The sequence below is a fragment of the Mesorhizobium sp. B2-4-1 genome, assembly GCF_006442185.1.
GTDB lineage: Bacteria > Pseudomonadota > Alphaproteobacteria > Rhizobiales > Rhizobiaceae > Mesorhizobium.
This window is the reverse complement of the sequence record NZ_VFVN01000001.1, coordinates 611,539-629,773: the sequence shown is the minus strand read 5'-3', so window position 1 is coordinate 629,773 and position 18,235 is coordinate 611,539. Positions and strand designations below refer to the sequence as shown.

General features: G+C 65.3%; 19 protein-coding genes and 1 pseudogene. 11 read left to right on the top strand and 9 right to left on the bottom strand.

Annotation, left to right across the window (positions count from 1 at the left end):
- The first annotated feature begins 96 nt into the window (after positions 1-96).
- From FJ949_RS03215 to FJ949_RS03205, 3 genes are all read left to right on the top strand, one after another.
- Entirely contained in the window at positions 97-2,763 is a 2,667-nt protein-coding gene (locus tag FJ949_RS03215) for a DNA translocase FtsK (protein ID WP_140492677.1), read from the top strand.
- 137 nt (positions 2,764-2,900) lie between these two features.
- Positions 2,901-3,581, top strand: coding sequence for an outer membrane lipoprotein carrier protein LolA (locus FJ949_RS03210; RefSeq protein ID WP_140493491.1), 681 nt, complete (start codon positions 2,901-2,903; stop codon positions 3,579-3,581).
- A 130-nt stretch (positions 3,582-3,711) separates the two neighbouring features.
- Positions 3,712-4,518, top strand: coding sequence for an exodeoxyribonuclease III (locus tag FJ949_RS03205; protein ID WP_140492674.1), 807 nt, complete (start codon positions 3,712-3,714; stop codon positions 4,516-4,518).
- 122 nt (positions 4,519-4,640) lie between these two features.
- On the opposite strand, the gene FJ949_RS03195 is transcribed toward FJ949_RS03205, so the two are convergent.
- A complete protein-coding gene (locus FJ949_RS03195; RefSeq protein ID WP_140492671.1) occupies positions 4,641-5,096 on the bottom strand; it encodes a cyclic nucleotide-binding domain-containing protein in 456 nt (151 codons plus the stop codon).
- Positions 5,097-5,217: 121 nt separating this feature from the next.
- The gene (locus FJ949_RS03190) at positions 5,218-5,901 is read right to left on the bottom strand and encodes a response regulator transcription factor (RefSeq protein WP_140492669.1); all 684 of its coding nucleotides are present in this window, start codon (positions 5,899-5,901) and stop codon (positions 5,218-5,220) included.
- 165 nt (positions 5,902-6,066) lie between these two features.
- Here FJ949_RS03190 and FJ949_RS03185 point away from each other — a divergent pair, with 165 nt between their 5' ends.
- Positions 6,067-6,582, top strand: a complete 516-nt coding sequence (locus FJ949_RS03185) for a L,D-transpeptidase (protein WP_224656206.1) — start codon at positions 6,067-6,069, stop codon at positions 6,580-6,582.
- A 73-nt stretch (positions 6,583-6,655) separates the two neighbouring features.
- Here the strand turns inward: FJ949_RS03185 and FJ949_RS03180 are convergent, their stop codons facing one another.
- Positions 6,656-6,892 (bottom strand): hypothetical protein, encoded by a 237-nt coding sequence (locus FJ949_RS03180; RefSeq protein WP_140492665.1) that lies wholly within the window; start codon positions 6,890-6,892, stop codon positions 6,656-6,658.
- A gap of 165 nt (positions 6,893-7,057) precedes the next feature.
- On the opposite strand from FJ949_RS03180, the gene gcvA reads away from it, so the two are divergent.
- Positions 7,058-7,990, top strand: coding sequence for a transcriptional regulator GcvA (gcvA, locus tag FJ949_RS03175; protein WP_140492662.1), 933 nt, complete (start codon positions 7,058-7,060; stop codon positions 7,988-7,990).
- Positions 7,991-7,999: 9 nt separating this feature from the next.
- Here gcvA and FJ949_RS03170 read toward each other — a convergent pair.
- The 6 genes and pseudogenes from FJ949_RS03170 to tsaD form a co-directional block, all read right to left on the bottom strand.
- Positions 8,000-8,415 (bottom strand): annotated as a pseudogene (locus FJ949_RS03170) (DUF1761 domain-containing protein).
- A gap of 51 nt (positions 8,416-8,466) precedes the next feature.
- On the bottom strand, positions 8,467-9,180 hold the full coding sequence (locus FJ949_RS03165) for a methyltransferase (RefSeq protein WP_181172075.1): 714 nt from the start codon (positions 9,178-9,180) through the stop codon (positions 8,467-8,469).
- Positions 9,135-9,560, bottom strand: coding sequence for an EVE domain-containing protein (locus FJ949_RS03160; protein WP_140492656.1), 426 nt, complete (start codon positions 9,558-9,560; stop codon positions 9,135-9,137). Before FJ949_RS03160 ends, FJ949_RS03165 begins: the two co-directional genes overlap by 46 nt.
- 28 nt (positions 9,561-9,588) lie before the next feature.
- Entirely contained in the window at positions 9,589-9,885 is a 297-nt protein-coding gene (locus FJ949_RS03155) for a YciI-like protein (protein ID WP_140492651.1), read from the bottom strand.
- 23 nt (positions 9,886-9,908) lie between these two features.
- The gene (locus tag FJ949_RS03150) at positions 9,909-10,946 is read right to left on the bottom strand and encodes an NAD(P)H-dependent glycerol-3-phosphate dehydrogenase (RefSeq protein WP_224646542.1); all 1,038 of its coding nucleotides are present in this window, start codon (positions 10,944-10,946) and stop codon (positions 9,909-9,911) included.
- The gene (tsaD, locus tag FJ949_RS03145; protein ID WP_181172086.1) at positions 10,943-12,028 is read right to left on the bottom strand and encodes a tRNA (adenosine(37)-N6)-threonylcarbamoyltransferase complex transferase subunit TsaD; all 1,086 of its coding nucleotides are present in this window, start codon (positions 12,026-12,028) and stop codon (positions 10,943-10,945) included. The genes FJ949_RS03150 and tsaD overlap by 4 nt, the downstream gene beginning before the upstream one ends.
- Before the next feature lie 104 nt (positions 12,029-12,132).
- Here tsaD and hemC point away from each other — a divergent pair, with 104 nt between their 5' ends.
- The 6 genes from hemC to FJ949_RS03115 all read left to right on the top strand — a co-directional run bounded on the left by hemC (position 12,133) and on the right by FJ949_RS03115 (position 18,228).
- A complete protein-coding gene (hemC, locus tag FJ949_RS03140; protein WP_140492645.1) occupies positions 12,133-13,059 on the top strand; it encodes a hydroxymethylbilane synthase in 927 nt (308 codons plus the stop codon).
- A 2-nt stretch (positions 13,060-13,061) separates the two neighbouring features.
- Positions 13,062-13,778 carry a uroporphyrinogen-III synthase gene (locus tag FJ949_RS03135; RefSeq protein WP_140492642.1) on the top strand — a complete coding sequence of 239 codons (717 nt, stop codon included), beginning with the start codon at positions 13,062-13,064 and terminating at the stop codon, positions 13,776-13,778.
- Between the two features lie 89 nt (positions 13,779-13,867).
- Complete coding sequence (locus FJ949_RS03130; protein WP_140492639.1) at positions 13,868-15,349, top strand: mitofilin family membrane protein; 1,482 nt, start codon at positions 13,868-13,870, stop codon at positions 15,347-15,349.
- A gap of 10 nt (positions 15,350-15,359) precedes the next feature.
- A complete protein-coding gene (locus tag FJ949_RS03125; protein ID WP_140492636.1) occupies positions 15,360-16,961 on the top strand; it encodes a heme biosynthesis protein HemY in 1,602 nt (533 codons plus the stop codon).
- Between the two features lie 36 nt (positions 16,962-16,997).
- Positions 16,998-17,477 carry a TerB family tellurite resistance protein gene (locus FJ949_RS03120; RefSeq protein WP_140492633.1) on the top strand — a complete coding sequence of 160 codons (480 nt, stop codon included), beginning with the start codon at positions 16,998-17,000 and terminating at the stop codon, positions 17,475-17,477.
- Between the two features lie 22 nt (positions 17,478-17,499).
- Complete coding sequence (locus tag FJ949_RS03115) at positions 17,500-18,228, top strand: glutamine amidotransferase (protein WP_140492630.1); 729 nt, start codon at positions 17,500-17,502, stop codon at positions 18,226-18,228.
- The last annotated feature ends 7 nt before the right edge of the window (positions 18,229-18,235 follow it).

Here is an 18,235-nt window from a genome sequence, read left to right as displayed (position 1 = left end):
TTAATGCGGCCTTAACCTTCCCACGCATAGTCTGGCAGCCAAATCTGCCGAAGTGCGTCACGCGCTCGGGCCAGGCAATCACTGACGGGGAAGAGCATGCGTTCAGGGGCTTCAGCACCGCTCGCGCTGACCGATACGGGGCACGGCATCCAGGCATTCGCGCGACGCCAGGTCGGCCGGCTTGTCGGCGCCGGCATGTTCGCGTTCACCGCTTTCGGCGTCGCCAGCCTGGCCACCTGGAATGTCGCTGACCCGAGCTTCTCGCACGCCACAGCCAACACCGTCACCAATGCCATGGGCTATGCGGGTGCTGTCTTCTCCGACATCGCCATGCAGTTCTTCGGCCTTGCCGCCGTGGCGGCGCTGGTTCCGGCCGTGATCTGGGGATATCTCCTGTTTTCGGCGCGTGGCGTCGACAGGCTGCCCAGGCGCGGTCTGTTCTGGTTCGGCTTTGCCCTGCTGGCCGCTGCGATCGCCGGCTGCGTGGTGCCGCCCAAGACCTGGCCGCTGCCGACCGGGCTCGGCGGCGTGTTCGGCGACATGGTACTGAAGATTCCGGGCGTCGTCATCGGTGGCTATCCGACCGGGCTGGTGGCCAGCGTGCTCGCCATTCTGATGGCCGGTCCGGCGCTATGGCTGTTCGCCTACGGTTCGGCGCTGATCGCACGCAAGAACGGTTTCGCCGTCATGGAGGAACCGGCCGCCGCCGATCCGCGTGAGGATGAGCTGCTGTTCGACAATGACGAGGATGAAGGCGACGAAGGCATGCTGGCGCTCGGCGCAATGACCCATTGGTGGCTTTCGTTCCGCGCGTGGATGCACCGCCGCGCCGTGCGCCGCAGGCAGCGGCGGGACGAATTCGAGCCGGGAATGGAGCCGCGCGCCAGCGCCTGGCGGCGTGCCGCCGAACGGGTCGAATCGGCCGAGTTCGCCGAGCAGCGGATGAGCCCGGATGGCCGTGCCCGCGTCGAACCGGAATTCTTCGCCGCCATGGTCAACGACCGCAGCGTTTCCGTCGATCCGGACGATGACGTCTTCGACGATCGCTTCGACACCGGCGATGACGATGTCGATTTCGACGATGAACCCCTCGTCCAGCGTCGCGCGGCTTCCACCGCAAAGGTCCAGCCGTTCCGCTCGGATGCCGCCACGCGCGTTGAAGCGCCGGCGCCGCGCCCGGCTCCGGGTGCGCGCGTCCAGCGCGAGGCGCAGGCCTCGTTGATCGGCTCGGAAAAATTCGAGATGCCGTCGCTGCATTTCCTGTCCGAACCGAAGAACGTCGCGCGCGACCCGAGCCTCTCGAAAGACGCGCTGGAACAGAACGCCCGCCTGCTCGAAGGCGTGCTGGAGGATTTCGGCGTCAAGGGCGAGATCATCCATGTCCGCCCCGGCCCCGTCGTCACGCTCTATGAGCTGGAGCCTGCGCCAGGCATCAAATCATCGCGCGTCATCGGCCTCTCCGACGACATCGCCCGCTCGATGAGCGCCATCGCCTGCCGCGTCGCCGTGGTGCCGGGCCGCAACGCCATCGGCATCGAATTGCCGAACGCCAAGCGCGAGACGGTGTATCTCAGGGAAATCATGGCCAGCCGCGATTTCGAGACCACCAAGGCCAAGCTGGCGCTGGCGCTGGGCAAGACCATCAACGGCGAGGCGGTCATCGTCGATATCGCCAAGATGCCGCACGTCTTGGTCGCCGGCACCACCGGCTCGGGCAAGTCGGTCGCCATCAACACCATGATCCTGTCGCTGCTCTACCGGCTGACGCCGCAGGAATGCCGGCTGATCATGATCGATCCCAAGATGCTGGAGCTCTCGGTCTATGACGGCATCCCGCACCTTTTGACGCCTGTCGTCACCGACCCGAAGAAGGCGGTGGTTGCGCTGAAATGGACCGTGCGGGAGATGGAAGACCGCTACCGCAAGATGTCGAAGGTCGGCGTGCGCAATATCGACGGTTTCAACGCACGCGTCCAACAGGCGGAGAAGAAGGGCGAAAAGATCTCGCGCACGGTGCAGACCGGCTTCGACCGCCAGACCGGCGAGGCGATCTACGAGACCGAGAATCTCGACCTCGAGCCGATGCCCTACATCGTCGTCATCATCGACGAAATGGCCGATCTGATGATGGTTGCCGGCAAGGACATCGAGGGTGCCGTCCAGCGCCTGGCGCAGATGGCGCGCGCCGCCGGCATCCATGTCATCATGGCGACGCAACGTCCGTCTGTCGACGTGATCACCGGTACCATCAAGGCCAACTTCCCCACCCGCATCTCCTTCCAGGTGACGTCGAAGATCGACAGCCGCACCATCTTGGGCGAGCAAGGCGCCGAGCAGCTGCTCGGCATGGGCGACATGCTCTACATGGCCGGCGGCGGCCGCATCCAGCGCGTGCACGGCCCGTTCGTCTCCGACGACGAGGTCGAGAAGATCGTCGCGCATCTGAAACTGCAGGGCGTGCCGGAATATCTCGACGCCATCACCGAGGACGATGATGAGGACGAGGACGAGCCCTCCGGCAAGGGCGGCTCGGGCGGCGGCGGCGGCAATTTCGAGGATTCCGACGATCCTTACGACCAGGCGGTGTCCGTGGTGTTGCGCGACGGCAAGGCCTCGACCAGCTACATCCAGCGGCGTCTGGGCATCGGCTACAACCGCGCCGCTTCGATCATCGAGAAGATGGAAAAAGAAGGCATTGTCGGCCCCGCCAACCATGCCGGAAAACGCGAGATCCTGGTGCCGACCGAAGAGGACAAATTCTGATCGCGACAAATACCGGCGGCAACTTTGAACCTTCTGGCGCGTTCAAGCGGTCAAGCAGTGTTCGCGCCGTCAAACTTCAGCCCAACTGGGGGTTCAGGACAGCAACAAATCAGGATTTCAAGATGAGAGTGACCGACATGAAAAACGATCTTTCCGCGCTCGGCAATCTTGCCCCGACGCGCCGTCAGTTGCTTGGCCTCGGCCTGGTGCTCGCGGGCGCTGCCGCCCTCAACGTGGTGCCCGGATTCGAGCTGCTGGCATCCGCGCAGGCGGCCGTGCCGGCGGCCGCGCAGAAGATCGCCGATCATTTTTCCTCGGTTAAGTCGATGAGCGGCGAATTCGTGCAGTTCGGCCCCAAGGGCGAACAGACCGGCGGCAAGTTCTTCCTGGAAAGACCGGGCAAGATCCGTTTCAATTATGACGGATCCTCGAATTTCCGGGTGATTTCGGACGGCAAGTCGGTGGTCATCCTCAACAAGAAACTGAACACGTCCGATCTTTATCCCTTGTCGAAGACGCCGCTGAAACTGTTGCTCGACGACCGGATCGATCTCTCCGGAAACCGCGTCAAGAGCGTCAAGGAAGAGGACGACCTCACCACCATCCAGCTCTCGGACAAGTCGGTGTTCGGCAATGCGCGGATCACCATGATGTTCGATCCGAAGACCTATGATCTGCGCCAGTGGACGATCACCGATGCGCAGGGCAAGGACACCACGGTGATGATCTTCAACACCAAGGAAGGCGTCAGCTTCGCTCCCGACACGTTTGCCATCGACTATACGGCCAATCGCGAGCTGAATACGAAAACCAGATAGCTTTCCTCGCGCTGGCGAAGCCTTTCGTGCAGTTTCGGCGGCGCGGCGCCGACCTCCGCAACTGCTGCAATGCTTGTCTTTATGGCGCGGGGCTGGCAGTAGTTCGGCGATCTTTCGCCGGACCCGCCAAATGCCCTTTTCCATCGCCACCTGGAACATAAATTCCGTTCGCCTGCGCATGCCGATCATCGAGCGCCTGCTCGATGAATACGCGCCCGATGTGCTTTGCCTGCAGGAAACAAAAGTTCCCGACGAGCTGTTCCCCGAAAAGGCCTTCCGCAGGCTCGGCTACGGGCACATCGCCTTTCACGGTCAGAAGGGCTATCACGGCGTGGCGACGGTCGCGCGCCGGCCGATCGCGGTGGTCGAGAAGCGCCGCTTCTGCGACATCGACGACAGCCGGCATTTGTCGGTGACCGTGCGGGCCGGCGGCAAGACGATCCTGCTGCACAATTTCTACGTTCCGGCGGGCGGTGACGAACCGGACCCGGAAGTCAACCGCAAATTCAGGCACAAGCTCGATTTCGTCGCCGAGATGAACGCAATCCGCGCCGAACACAGCGAAGTGTCCGCCTCGGTCCTGGTCGGCGACCTCAACATCGCGCCGCTCGAACACGATGTCTGGTCGCATAAGCAACTGCTCAACGTGGTCAGCCATACGCCGGTCGAGACGGAGAGTTTCGAGGCCATGCGGCTGGCCGGCGACTGGGTCGACCTGATGCGGCTCAACGTGCCATCAGAACAGAAGCTCTACACCTGGTGGAGCTACCGCGCGCAGGACTGGGAGGCATCCAACCGCGGCCGGCGGCTTGACCATGTCTGGTCGTCACCGAACCTGGTGCCTGATTTCACCGGCTACGAAATCCTGCGGGCGGCGCGTGGCTGGGAACGTCCCTCGGACCATGTTCCGGTCATCGCGCGGTTCAACCTGGACTGATCAGCCGGGCCGGCGCTTTTCCCACTCCGGCGACAATTGCGTCAAGCCGCTCGGTCGCCATGATGAAGGGCAGGTCATTTTCGGTGGCGCGAACCAGCCGGAACTCCACCTGTCTCTCCCGTTCACTCGGAAAAGCGCGGCGCCAGCTTCTCGATGCGGTGGATCATTGCCTGAAAGTCTTCCAGGATGCGCTGGTGGAGCTGTGCCGCCAAATCCGGATATTCCTCCAGGATGCGGCGGAACATCTTTCGGCTGAGCCGGATCACCTCCGAATCGACCGCGGCCGATGCACTGGTCAGCCGGTTGGTGTCGGCGATCAGCGCCAGTTCGCTCAGCATGGTGCCGGGGCCGGCCGTGCCGATAGGGATGCGTTCGCCTGTCTGCTCGCGGTAGAGCACGATCTCTCCGCTGACCACGATATAGGCCGAATCAGCCATATCGTCCTCGCGATAGAGCTTGTGGTCTGCCTGCAGCAGCATGGTCTCGGCGCCGAAGGCGAGCAGGCGCAATTGTTCCTGCGTGAAGCCCTCGAAAAGCCTCACGGCTGACAGGATGCGGATGTCGTCATCCAGCGCCATCTAGCTGTGTCCCCGAACGGTCAGTCCAATCCCTCCTCTGCGGTGCGATCCAGAATCCCGCTCCAACAGGATCGCACCCAAAAGCAGCCCCGCCCAGACCGCTTATTGGATAATAAAATGTTTAAGGAACCAGCTTGTAGCCACCGCTTTCTGTCACAAGAATTTCCGCATTGGAAGGATCGCGCTCGATCTTCTGGCGCAGGCGATACACATGGGTTTCCAGCGTGTGCGTGGTAACGCCGGAATTGTAGCCCCACACCTCCTCGAGCAGCACGTCGCGCGTCACCACCTTCTGGTCGGCGCGGTAGAGATATTTGATGATCGAGGCCTCCTTCTCCGTCAGCCGCACCTTTGCGCCGCGCGAGTCGATCAGCAGCTTCTGGCTTGGCTTGAAGGTGTAGGGGCCGACCGAGAAGGTGGCGTCCTCGCTTTGCTCGTGCTGGCGCAGCTGCGCGCGGATGCGCGCCAAAAGCACCGCGAAGCGGAACGGCTTCGTCACGTAGTCGTTGGCGCCGGCTTCGAGGCCGAGGATCGTGTCCGAATCGGTGTCGTGGCCGGTCAGCATGATGATGGGCGCCTTGTAGCCGCCCTTGCGCAGGATCTTCACCGCTTCGCGGCCGTCCATGTCGGGCAGGCCGACATCCATGATCAGCAGGTCGATGAGGCCGCCACGCGCCGCGGCGACGCCTTTTGCCGCAGTGGACTCCTGCAGCACGTCGAATTCCTCATAAAGGGACAATTGCTCGACCAACGTGCCGCGCAGGTCGTCATCGTCGTCGACGATCAGGATGGTTCGTGAAGTCATGGATCAATCCGTTGTTTTGAAAAGAAAATTCAGTTGACCGCTGCCTGTTTATGCGGAAGCTGACCGGCACAACAGCCGATCACAGTGATTTGTTCCGTGGCACGATCATACAAGAAAAAACACGATCGCAATGCAGCCGGCGCAATTTTGCGAAAAGGACTGCGGGTGCTGACCGTGCGGGCGAGGCCCGGCCGTCCCAGCCAGGGGCTGCTGCAGGCGGGCAGAACGGTGTTTGCCTGCGCGCTGGGGCGTGGCGGCATCTCGGCGGGCAAGCGCGAAGGCGACGGCGCCACGCCGCTTGGCCAAATGCGGATCCTGTCGGGTTATTTCCGGGGAGACCACTTCTCCAGCGGCCGCATCACCCGGCTGGCGATGACGCCGATCGGGCCTGATCTCGGCTGGTGCGAAGTGCCCGACGACCGAAACTATAACAGGCCAGTCAAGATCCCCTACGGCGCCAGCCACGAACGCATGCGGCGCGACGACAGGCTCTATGATGCCTGCCTTGTGCTCGACTGGAATATAACGCCGCGCCGCCGCGGACGCGGCAGCGCCATCTTCTTCCACCTGGCGCGCCCGGGCTTCACGCCCACGCAAGGCTGCGTCGCGGTGACCGCACGCACGATGGCGCGCCTTTTGCCGCTGCTGTCGGACCGGACGGTGGTGAGGGTGGTAAGGTAGGGAGTAGGGAGTAGGGAGTAGGGAAATAGGCAGTCGGGCTCTTCCTAATCTCTAATCCCTACTGCCTACCTCCTTACCTCCGTGGCTGCTGCCAACCGATGTCGAGCAGGCCCAGCCGGCCGCGTTCGCGGTCCATGGCACGGGAGACGTCTTTGCGCGTGGCGCCAACATCGCGCAACTGGCGATCCGACAGGTCCTCGATGTCGTCCTGCGGCAGGCTTGCCGCGACCTTGGCCTGGCGGAGCCAGTCGAACGCGGCGGTCAGCCAGTTCAGCCGGCTCGCGGGAGCTCTCAAAGCTATGTGAGACATGATGCGGTTCCTTCCATCCGGACATAAAATCCGGTTTGATATTGGTTCGATGGTCGCATCATGCCCGATTGAAAGATTGGAGAGAAACGAGTAGTTCTTTCCGGATTATCAAGTTTTCTTTGAGGATCAGGACGCCATGACCGCGTCTGTTCTGGGGCCACGCTGATGGCCCGCCTGGTGCCGGGAACCCGGGCGCTGAGGACGCTGGAGGCAGCGGCCCGGCATCTCAATTTCACCCGGGCCGCCGACGAACTCGGCCTGACACCAGCCGCCGTCAGCCACCAGATCAAGGAGATCGAAGACCAGCTCGGCATCGTCCTGTTCACGCGCTCCAGCCGCAGCATCCGGCTGACGGAGGCCGGAACGGTGCTGTTCGAGGCCTCTGCCGATGCGCTCGACCTGCTTGGCAAGGCCGTCTCGCGGGCACAGAAGATGACGCGCGGCACGACGCTGCTGAAAGTGACGCTCGACGCCCAATTCGCGACGAAATGGCTGATGCGGCGGGTCGAGGATTTTCGAAAAAAACATGAAGGCATCGAACTCAGGTTCGACATCGCCTACGGATTGCGGGATTTCGACCTTGACGATGTCGATGTCGGCATCCGCTTCGGCGCCGGCAGATATCCGGGACTTTGCGCGCATCGGCTGTTCGACAACGTCATCATCCCGGTATGCAGCCCGAGCCTGCTGGCGTCAGGTCCGCCGCTGCGCGAACCGCGCGATCTCTTCCATCACACGCTTGCCCATATCGAATGGGCGCGTCAGGGCGTGACCTGGCCGAACTGGCGCATGTGGATGGCGGCAGCCGGCGTCGACGATTTCGACGACAGCCGCACCATCGTTTTCGGCACCTCGGCCGACGCGGTCCAGGCGGCGATGGAGGGCAGCGCCGTGGCGCTCGCCGATTTCGCCATGGTGGCCAACGACCTTTCCGAAGGTAGGTTGGTGCGGCCTTTCGAACTCGGCATCAAGGTCGCGCCGGAATTCGCCTATTTCCTGGTCTATCCCAAGGAATTGGTGAACGATCCGCGCATCGTTGCCTTTCGCACGTGGATTCTGGAGGAAATGGCAAAATCCCAAACCGCGGACCGGGTGTAGCGGAGGCCTTCAACTCGCTGCGGCGCCGAACCAGCCGACCACGGCGCCGACGATCAACAGCACGCCAAGCCAGTGGCCGCCGTCGATGACGGTCAGGTCCCAGCCGAAATTCTCGTAGCGATGATTGACCGACAGCGTGGTTGCGACGAAGCCGAGCCAAAGCACGAAACCGAAGACCAGTCCCGCCAGCAATGTCGGCTCGCCGCCAGTCACCGCGCCGACGACCAGGGCCAGCACAAGCGCCATGACCAACTCGGCGATGAAAGAGATGAGAAACGGCAGCAACGATTTCTTCATGGTCGCCGGATCGAGTTTGCAGCCTTCAGCCATGGCTTACTCAAACCGGTGTACCAGCCGGCGCCGAACAGCCACGCCAGGATTGCGGCGACGATCACCGCCAGCCAGTTAACCGCTGAAAAATCCATGATATCCCCCTCTGATACGGAGCTCATGGAAACGCCTGTTCAGTGGCGGCGTCAAGCCGGGCGCTCGGTGCTCCACCGCCAGACGGTGGTGCGTTTTATTTCGGCATCCTCGAGCGCCCGCGTCACCGGCACCTGGTAGACGCCAAGCGGTTCCAGCCCCGACCGCGGCAGATAGGAGCGGCCGGGATCGCCGATCAGGATATCGGCGCCGCGCCGCTTCAGAGCCGCGAACCAGGGCGTCAGCCGGTCTGCGAACGGCTTGTCGTAGAAGACATCGCCGGCAAGAACCACGTCCCAGTCCGCATCCGTTCCGACGCAGTCATCCTGGACGAATTCGACGGCGACGCCATTGGCTTGCGCATTGAGGCGGACCGCCGTGGCGCAGAACGGGTCGATGTCGGCGGCGGTCACCCCTGCCGCGCCGGCTTTGGCCGCGGCGATGGCGACGAGACCGGAGCCGGAGGCGAAGTCGAGCACGCGCTTGCCCCGCACCATGGCCGGGTTGTCGATGATATGGCGGGCAAGCCCCTGGCCGCCGGCCCAGGCAAAGGCCCAGAAAGGCGGCGGCAGCCCGATCTCGACCAGCTCGTCCTCCGTCCGCTGCCACAGATCATGCGCCTCGTCGGCAAGATACAGCGCAATCTCCGGCACATGCGGCGGCGCCATCAGCGCCGTATTGTCGAGGATGAAGCGTTCCGCGCTATGGCTCGTGAGAACCATCACGGAGCCGGCGTCAGGCCACCCATGCGGCAGACTTCCTTCCATTCGGCCGGCGTCACCGGCTGCACGGAAAGCCGTCCGAGCCGCACCAGCGCCATGTCGGCGAGCTTGGGATTGGCCTTGACCTGCTCCAGCGTCGGCGGGTTCGGCACATCCTTGAAGGCGCGGATGTCGACGCATTCCCAGCGCGGATCGTCCGATGTGGTGTCGGGATGAGCCAGTGCGCACACTTCGGCGATGCCGACCACGTTCAGCCCCTCGTTGGAGTGGTAGAAGAAGCCGAGATCACCAATCTGCATGGCCTTCATGTTGTTGCGCGCCGCATAGTTGCGCACGCCGTCCCATTGCGTGCCTGCCTTGCCCTTGGCCTTCAACGCCTCGAACGAGAAGACCGAGGGTTCGGATTTGAACAACCAGTAGTTCATTCGTATTGCTCCTCCAGCCTTGTGCCGATTAATTAGCCGCCGGCTTGTTGAAGGTCCAGTTCCACTGGCGGACCTCGACGCTTTCGAACAGTCCCGCCTTGGCATAGGGATCGGCTGCCGACAGCGCCTGCGCGCCTGCCATGTCAGGCGCTTCGACGACGACGAGGCTGCCGTTGGACTTGCCGTCGGCGTCGAGGAACGGACCGGCGAAGGCCAGCTTCTTGTCGCTGTTCAGCCCTTCGAGAAAAGCGAGGTGCTCCGGCCGCGTATCGATGCGCACTTGCGTGCTTCCGGGCTTGTCCTTGCAAATCAACGCGAACAACATGTCTCTGTCTCCTGATGCTGGAATCAATCGTCGGTTTCGGTCTTCAGCGGCCGGGTCATCAAGGCCGCCACAGCCTGCCGGATGGTGATGGTGCCGTCCAGTATGGCGGCGACTGCGGCGATGATAGGCGCGTCGATGCCGCGCTCGGTGGCGATGCGGGCGGCGATCGCCGCCGTCGGCACGCCTTCCGCCAGCGGCAGCCCGCCAAGCGGCTTGCCCTGGCCGAGCGCCAGTCCGTAGGCAAAGTTGCGCGATTGCGTGGACGAGCAGGTGAGCAGCAGGTCGCCAAGGCCGGAAAGCCCCATCAACGTCTCGGGTCTGGCGCCGAAGGCGGCACCGATGCGGCGCAGTTCGACGAAGCCGCGCGTCACCATGGCGGCCTGGGCACTGGCGCCGAGCCCGGCGCCGGTGACGGCACCCGCGGCGATGGCGAAAACGTTCTTCAAGGCGCCGCCGATCTCGACGCCGATCAAATCATCATTCGAATAGCAACGCAGATTTTCCGCCGAGAAGCGCGCGGCAAGCTTGGCCGCCAGCGCCTCGTCACGGGCGGCAACCACTACCGCCGTGGGCAAGCCCCGGGCGACATCCGTGGCGAAGCTCGGGCCGGATAGAGCGGCGACCGGGTTTCGCGGCAGGATTTCCCCGACGATCGCCGACAGCAAGGCGCCGGTATCGCGCTCGATGCCCTTGGCGCATAGCACCAGCGGGACGCCGGCCGGCATATGGCCGTTGGCGTGAGCAAGCATCGCCCGCAACGATTGCGCCGGCGTCACCGCCAGCACGCAATCGGCACCGTCGAGCGCGGCTTGGATGTTGCTCGTCGCCACGATGCCGGCCTGGAGCGCGATGCCAGGCAGATAGCGTCGATTTTCGCCGTGGTCGATTGCGGCGACGGTCTCCGGGTCGCGCGCATAAAGGCGGACGAAATGGCCGGCGCGCAGCATGGCCAGCGCCAAAGCGGTACCCCAGGCCCCGCCACCGAGCACGGCAACGCGCCAGCCGGTTGGCGCGGTCGCGATGCCGCTCATGCCTTCCTCGCTCATGCCCTCCTTGTTCATGCCTTGGCCCCGCGCCGGCCCGAGCCGATCATCGGCGCGGAGATGCTGTCCAGCGGCCAGCGCGAGCGCGGCACGAAATCGAAACCGTTTTCTTGCGCCAGGCCTTCGCGTATCCGCTCGATGCCGGCCCAGGCGATCATTGCCGCATTGTCGGTGCAAAGTTTCAGCGGTGGCGCGACGAAGGCGAAGCGCGCCTCGGCGCACAGCCGTTCCAGCGTCGCCTTGATCGTATGGTTGGCGGCGACGCCGCCGGCGACGACCAGCGCCGGCGCGGCCGTGTCGGGGAATTCCCGGCGGAACCGGGCGAGCGCGCGCGAGACACGGTCGCCCAGCGCGTCGGCCACCGCCGCCTGGAAGGACGCGCAGATATCGGCGACGTCCCGGTCGCTCAAGGGCTCGATCGCGCTCGCCGCCTGGCGCACAGCGGTCTTCAGGCCGGAGAACGAAAAATCGGGCTGCGCCGATCCCTTCATCGGACGCGGGAAGGCAAAACGACCCGCATCGCCCGATGCCGCCGCCTTCTCGACATTGGGACCGCCGGGATAGGGTAGGCCAAGCATCTTGGCCGTCTTGTCGAATGCTTCGCCGAGCGCGTCGTCGATGGTCGTCGCCCAGCGCTGGTAGTCGCCGACGCCGCGCACGGCCAGGATCTGTGTGTGGCCGCCGGAGACCAGCAGCAGGAGATAGGGAAAGTCGAGCCCATCGGTCAGCCGCGCCGTCAAGGCATGGCCTTCGAGATGGTTGACGGCGATCAGCGGCTTGCCGGTTGCGGCCGCGATCGCCTTGGCCGTCATCAACCCGACGATGAGGCCGCCGACGAGGCCCGGACCTGCGGTCGCGGCGATGGCATCGATGTCGGCCAGCGCCACGCCCGAATCGGCAAGGGCTGCCTCGACAATGCCGTCCAGCGCCTCGACATGGGCGCGCGCGGCGATCTCCGGCACAACCCCGCCGAAGGCGGCATGCTCCTCGATCTGCGACAGCACGATATTGGACAGGATTTTGGGCGCGGCATTGCCTTCCAGCGCCACGACGCTGGCGGCGGTCTCGTCACAACTCGTTTCAATGCCCAGAACGCGGATCAATTGGTCGCTGTCCCCAAGGATTGTGTATCGGGGCATTCCCCGGTAGGAGACGCCCGGAAAAGGCGACTTCGCCTGCCGGGGGTTATCACGGACCGCGCGCCATGCAAACAATCTTGAAGATCGGAACACGCGGCAGCCCGCTGGCGCTGGCGCAGGCGCAGGAAACCCAGGCGCGGCTTATGGCGGCGCATGGTTTGCCGCAAGAAGCGTTCGAAATCGTCGTCATCTCGACCAGCGGCGACCGCATCCAGGACCGGCCGCTGTCGGAAGCTGGCGGCAAGGGCCTGTTCACCAAGGAGATCGAGGAGGCGCTGCTCGCCCGCGCGATCGACATTGCCGTGCATTCCTCGAAGGACATGCCGACGCAGTTGCCCGACGGCCTGGAGCTCTCAGCCTTTTTGCCGCGTGAGGACGCACGCGACGCCTTTGTCGGCAGGGCGGCTAAGACGATTGCAGACCTGCCGCGTGGCGCCAAAGTCGGCTCGTCGTCGCTCAGGCGGCAGGCGCTGATCCGCCGCATGCGGCCGGATCTCGACGTGGTGATGTTTCGTGGCAATGTGCAGACGCGGCTGCGCAAGCTCGATGAAGGCGTTGCCGCCGGCACCATCCTCGCCCATGCCGGGCTGAAGCGGCTCGGGCTCGGCCACGTGGCCACCGATCTGATCCCGCTCGACATCTTTCCGCCGGCGCCGGGCCAAGGCGCGATCGGCATCGAAACCCGCATAGGCGATGGCGACGTCGAACAGATGCTGGCGGCCATCCACGACCTGCCGACCGGACAGGCGCTGGCTTGCGAGCGCGCTTTCCTGGCGGCCCTCGACGGCTCCTGCCGCACGCCGATTGCCGGTCATGCCGTGATAGACGGCGCGGACCTTTCTTTCGCGGGATTGATCATCTCGCCTGATGGCACGCAGTCGCACATGGTCGAGATGAAAGGCCTGGCGCTGGATGCCGCCCGCATCGGTGAAGAGGCGGCAAGGACGGTGCGGGCCAGGGCCGGCGAGACATTCTTCGACGGCTGGGCCTGACGGTGCAGCGCGTTCTGGTGACGCGGCCTCAACCGGGCGCCTCCCGCACCGCGCGAATGCTCAAGGACATGGGGTTTCTACCGCTGCTTTTGCCGCTGACCGAGACGGTGGCCTTGCCGATCGATACGGACCTCGTCATCGGCAATGCCGTGGCCGTTGCGGTGACCAGCGCCAATGGCGTGCGCTTTGCGCCTAAGGAGGTCGTCGCCCGGCTTTCGGACTTGCCTTGCCATGCCGTCGGCAAGAGGACCGCGCAAGCCGCGCGTGAAGCAGGATTTTTGTCCGTCAGCGAAGGTCCCGGCAATGCCGAAGGTCTTGCTGGCAGTCTTGCCGGCGAATTCCAGGGCAAGACCATTGTCTATCTCTGCGGACGCGTGCGCTTCCCGGCATTCGAGCAGCGGCTGCAAGCTGCCGACGTCGGGGTCCGCCCCGTCGAGACATACGACACGCTCGCCGTGACCTATTCGGACGAGGCCGTGCTTGCCCGTCTGTCGGGGCAAACCGCGGATGCGGTGCTGCTCTATTCCGCCAGGGCGGCTACCGCGCTGCAGGCCCTGGTCAGGCGGCCTGCGCTGCATGAAGCCTTTGACAAGACGCGGGTTTTTGCCCTGTCGCATCGCATCGCCGCCGTCCTTGGCGACGTCGCTGGCGACCGCATCCACATAGCCGCGCGGCCCGACGAGGGTGCGCTGCTTTCGCTTTTGCGGCCCGGGTCCTGAGCCGCGTCATCACACCGCCCCTTTTCACCGCTTGGTGATGTGCTAGACCCTCTTTGAACCATCCCCAAGCGAATTTGCGGAGCCCAAGCATGGTGAAGACGCCGAAGATGCGACATTCGAAAAGCCGCCGCGAGCCGGTGACCATCGAACTTGAGCCCGGCGCCGTTTCCCGCATCGCCGACGAGAATGCCGCAAGGGCCGGGGCGCAAACCGATGAGGCCAAGGCGGAGGAAGCCGCGAACGCCTCGCAGCCGGAGGCGCCCGAAGAGCCTGTGCACGCCGACCACACCGATCTAGAACCCTGGGAGCACGCCGAGGCGACAGCGCCCCGATCGGAACGATCCGCGGAAAGCGCCGCCAAGGCGGACGAACCGGCGGCAGCCTACCCCGGTTCCCCGGAGGACGCCGCTGGCAAGGCCGGCGCCTTCGACTACAGTTTCGAGGACGCTTCGGCGAAGCGCGCCGAACCTGAACCGGCCGGGCGGGTGACCGGCGCCTCGGCGGGGAACGGGAAAACCGCATCCGCACCGCCACCGCCGAAGCGGGTCAACGGCATCGCGGCCGGCATCATCGGCGGTGTCATCGCACTGGTCGGCGCCGGCGGATTGCAGTTCGCCGGCCTGCTCGGCGCGCCGGGGTCCGCTCCCAGCGTCTCGCTCGAAGGCGTCAACGGCGAAATCGGCGCGCTCAGAACCGAGATCGCGGATCTGAGGCAAGCCGGCGACGGCGGTGCGTCGGCCAAGGTCGACGGGTTGTCCGCGGCGTTGGATCAGGTCAGGACGGATGTCGCAGCGCTCAAATCGGCGGTCGAGCAAGGCGGAGCGGGCGACAATGCCGGGCTGGCCGCGCTTGGCGACAAGGTCAGGCAGATCGAGACGGCGGTTGCGGCGCTAGGCAAGGCCGGCAACCCGGCTCCAGTCGATCTCGGCCCGCTCAATGAAAGGCTGGCTGGCCTCGATGCGCTGGTCAAATCGGCCGGCGAGGCGGCGGCGAAGCAGGACGGCCGGCTCACCGCGCTGGAGCAGTCGGTGGCGCAGCTTTCCGGCAAGGTCGAGGCGCAGGCCGGACAGCCGAAGGTCGCGCTCGCCATCGCCGCTTCGGCACTGAAGGCGGCGCTCGACCGTGGCGCGCCGTTTGGTGCCGAACTCGAGACCTTCGCCGCGATCGCGCCGGACGCGCCGCAGCTTGCGGCTCTGCGCGCCTACGCCCAAAAGGGCGTCCAGACCCGCACCGAGATCGCATCGCAGATGGATGCCGCCGCCAACGCCATGGTCGCGGCGGCCACGCCGGTCGACGAAAATGCCGGGCTGCTGCAGAACCTTCTGTCGAGCGCCGAATCGCTGGTCAAGGTCCGGCCGATCGGCGCTGTCCAGGGCGCCGGCGCGCCGGAAACCATTGCGCGCATGGAGGTGGCGGTCAATCAGGGCGACTATGCCAAGGCGCTCACAGAATATGAGACGCTGCCCGCGCCTGCAAAGGCGGCCGGCGCCGATTTTGCCGGCAAGCTGAAGGCACGCATCGAGGTCGAGACGCTGATCGATGCGCTGATATCAGGCGCGATGAAGGCGTGAGGAACTGGCGATGATCCGAATCCTGCTCTTCCTCGCCGTCGTCTTCGCGCTGGGCCTAGGCTTTGCCTGGCTGGCGGACCGGCCGGGCGACATGGTCATCACCTTCAACGGCTACCAGTATCAGGTCAGCCTGATGGTGGCGGCGGTGGCGGTGGTCGCTGTCGTCGCGGCGGTGATGATCCTGTGGTGGCTGATCAAGTCGGTCTGGAACAGCCCCTACACCATTTCGCGCTATTTCCGGGTGCGGCGCCGCGACCGCGGCTATCAGGCGCTGTCGACCGGCATGATCGCCGCCGGCGCCGGCGACGGCGCGCTGGCCCGCAAGAAGACCAAGGAAGCGGCCAAGCTGATCCGCTCCGACCAGGAGCCATTGATCCATCTGCTCGAGGCCCAGGCTTCGCTGCTCGAAGGCGACCACGAAGGCGCGCGCCAGAAATTCGAGAGCATGCTCGACGATCCCGAAATGCGGCTGCTCGGCCTGCGCGGGCTTTATCTCGAAGCCGAGCGCCTGGGGGACCGCAATGCCGCCAGGCACTATGCTGGGCGCGCCGCCTGCATGGCGCCGCAACTGGCCTGGGCGGCCGAATCGACGCTTGAAGAGCTGACCGGGCGCGGCGACTGGGACGGCGCGCTGAAGCTGGTCGAGGCGCAGAAGGCGACCCGCCAGATCGAACGTGACGCCGCCAACCGCCGACGCGCAGTTCTGTTGACCGCCAAGGCGCAGTCACTCGCCGACAGCGATCCCGCAGCTGCCCGCACGGCGGCGATAGAGGCCAATCGGCTGCAGCCGGAGTTCGCGCCGGCCGCGGTCGCGGCTGCGACGCTGCTGTTTCGCCAGAACGACGTGCGCAAGGGCTCGAAGATCCTCGAGACAGCCTGGAGGGCCGAACCGCATCCGGAGATAGCGGAGCTCTATACCCATGCCAGGCCGGGTGACGCCGTGCTCGATCGCCTCAACCGGGCGAGGAAATTGCAGGAGATGAAGAAGAACCACGCCGAATCCTCGATGACGGTGGCGCGCGCCGCGCTCGATGCACAGGATTTTGCGACTGCCCGCCGCGAAGCCGAGGCGGCGATCCGGATGGACCGCCGCGAGGGCGCCTATCTGCTTTTGGCCGACATCGAAGAAGCCGAGACGGGCGACCAAGGCAAGGTGCGACAGCTCTTGTCCAAGGCGGTGCGGGCGCCGCGCGACCCGGCCTGGGTCGCCGACGGCGTCGTCTCGGAGCGCTGGGCGCCGGTATCGCCGGTCACCGGCCGGCTTGACGCCTTCGAGTGGCGCGCCCCGATGGAGCGTCTCGGCCAGCTGATCGACAGCCGTGACGATGCGCCGGACGCCCCGGCGGTGGCGATCGAGGCGCCGGGCAGGCCGGCGCAGGAAGAGTCGGTCGAGGTGATCGATCACGCTGGCCCGGGCGGCGAGACGGCCGGCAAGCAGGCCGAGAACGATCAGGACCACGTCAGGCCGGTGACGGCGCAGGCTTTCGCCGCGGTGCCCGCCGATGCCGAGGCCGTCGAACCGGCGCAGGAACTGGCACGCCTGCCGGACGATCCCGGCGTCGATCCGGACGATGCGGCGGAAAAGTCGCCGCGCCGGTTCCGGTTGTTTTGAGTTGGCTGGGTGGCCCGGCCGTTTGGGAATGGATCGATGTTCGAACGCGTTTTGTCGTTTCTGAGGGATTTGCCGACCGGCACCGGCGCCCGCGCCAGCGCCGATGATCCGCGCGTGGCAGCCTCGGCGCTGCTCTACCACGTGATGAGCGCCGACGGCGTGCGCCAGGACGTCGAGTGGGAACGGTTCAAGGCAGTGCTGGCGCAGGCCTATTCGGTCAGCGGCAACGAGCTCGACGCGCTGGCCGCCGCCGGCGAGCGCGCCGACAACGAGGCGATCGACCTCTATGCCTTCACCAGCGTGCTGAAGCGCCACCTCGATGCCGAAGGCCGCAAGGCTTTCATCGGCCTGATGTGGGAGATCGTCTATGCCGATGGCGAGCTGCACGAGTTGGAAGACAACACGGTCTGGCGCGTTGCCGAGCTGATCGGCGTCGAACGCCAGGATCGCATCGAGGCGCGCCGCAAGGCGGCGGCCGCGGCGCCGGGGGCCCGTGGAACGTCGAGCGACGAATAGGATCCATCCGCCGATGCCGCCGATGCCGCCGCGTTCGAAGCCGAGAATCCTGATCGTGCTGCATCAGGAGAATTCGAGCCCCGGGCGCGTCGGCCACATGCTTCTCGAAGAGGGCTTCGATCTCGACATCCGCCGCCCGCCGCTTGGCGATCCCTTGCCAGAGACGCTCGACGGCCATGCCGGGGCCGTGGTGTTCGGCGGGCCGATGAGCGCCAATGACGAGGACGAGTTCGTCCGCCGCGAGACCGAGTGGCTTGAGGTTCCGCTGCGCGAGAACCGGCCGCTGCTGGGCATCTGCCTTGGCGCGCAGATGCTGGTCAACCATTTGGGCGGCAAGGTCGAGGGGCATGGCGAAGGGCTTGTCGAGATCGGCTGGTATCCGTTGAAGGCGACGGAAGCGGGCCAGAAACTGATGCGCTGGCCGGAAATGGTCTATCAGTTCCACCGCGAAGGTTTTTCGCTGCCCAGCGACGCGACCTTGCTGGCGACCGCCGAGACCTATCCCAACCAGGCTTTCCGCTACCGCGACAATGCCTGGGGCATCCAGTTCCACGGCGAATTGACCAGGCTGATGATGCAGCGCTGGGTGGTGCGCGGCGCGCACCGCTTCGAATTGCCGGGCGCCCAGCCCGGCCGCGACCATCTCGGCGGCAGGCTGATCTGGGACATGCACCTCAAGCGCTGGCTGGACGAGTTCCTGGTGCTGATTTTCGGCGGCCGACGGCGCGGTCGCGGCACAACCATCCCCTGATGGCGGG

Bases quoted from the DNA above. Each gene is read 5' to 3' on its own strand.
- FJ949_RS03205 (WP_140492674.1), top strand. From the start codon at position 3,712: ATGCCCTTTTCCATCGCCACCTGGAACATAAATTCCGTTCGCCTGCGC.
- FJ949_RS03190 (WP_140492669.1), bottom strand. From the start codon at position 5,901: ATGACTTCACGAACCATCCTGATCGTCGACGACGATGACGACCTGCGC.
- FJ949_RS03155 (WP_140492651.1), bottom strand. From the start codon at position 9,885: ATGTTGTTCGCGTTGATTTGCAAGGACAAGCCCGGAAGCACGCAAGTG.
- gcvA (WP_140492662.1), top strand. From the start codon at position 7,058: ATGGCCCGCCTGGTGCCGGGAACCCGGGCGCTGAGGACGCTGGAGGCA.
- FJ949_RS03180 (WP_140492665.1), bottom strand. From the start codon at position 6,892: ATGTCTCACATAGCTTTGAGAGCTCCCGCGAGCCGGCTGAACTGGCTG.
- FJ949_RS03215 (WP_140492677.1), top strand. From the start codon at position 97: ATGCGTTCAGGGGCTTCAGCACCGCTCGCGCTGACCGATACGGGGCAC.
- FJ949_RS03165 (WP_181172075.1), bottom strand. From the start codon at position 9,180: ATGGAAGGAAGTCTGCCGCATGGGTGGCCTGACGCCGGCTCCGTGATG.
- FJ949_RS03125 (WP_140492636.1), top strand. From the start codon at position 15,360: ATGATCCGAATCCTGCTCTTCCTCGCCGTCGTCTTCGCGCTGGGCCTA.
- FJ949_RS03130 (WP_140492639.1), top strand. From the start codon at position 13,868: ATGGTGAAGACGCCGAAGATGCGACATTCGAAAAGCCGCCGCGAGCCG.
- FJ949_RS03210 (WP_140493491.1), top strand. From the start codon at position 2,901: ATGAAAAACGATCTTTCCGCGCTCGGCAATCTTGCCCCGACGCGCCGT.
- FJ949_RS03160 (WP_140492656.1), bottom strand. From the start codon at position 9,560: ATGAACTACTGGTTGTTCAAATCCGAACCCTCGGTCTTCTCGTTCGAG.
- FJ949_RS03150 (WP_224646542.1), bottom strand. From the start codon at position 10,946: ATGAACAAGGAGGGCATGAGCGAGGAAGGCATGAGCGGCATCGCGACC.
- hemC (WP_140492645.1), top strand. From the start codon at position 12,133: ATGCAAACAATCTTGAAGATCGGAACACGCGGCAGCCCGCTGGCGCTG.
- FJ949_RS03120 (WP_140492633.1), top strand. From the start codon at position 16,998: ATGTTCGAACGCGTTTTGTCGTTTCTGAGGGATTTGCCGACCGGCACC.
- FJ949_RS03115 (WP_140492630.1), top strand. From the start codon at position 17,500: ATGCCGCCGCGTTCGAAGCCGAGAATCCTGATCGTGCTGCATCAGGAG.
- FJ949_RS03195 (WP_140492671.1), bottom strand. From the start codon at position 5,096: ATGGCGCTGGATGACGACATCCGCATCCTGTCAGCCGTGAGGCTTTTC.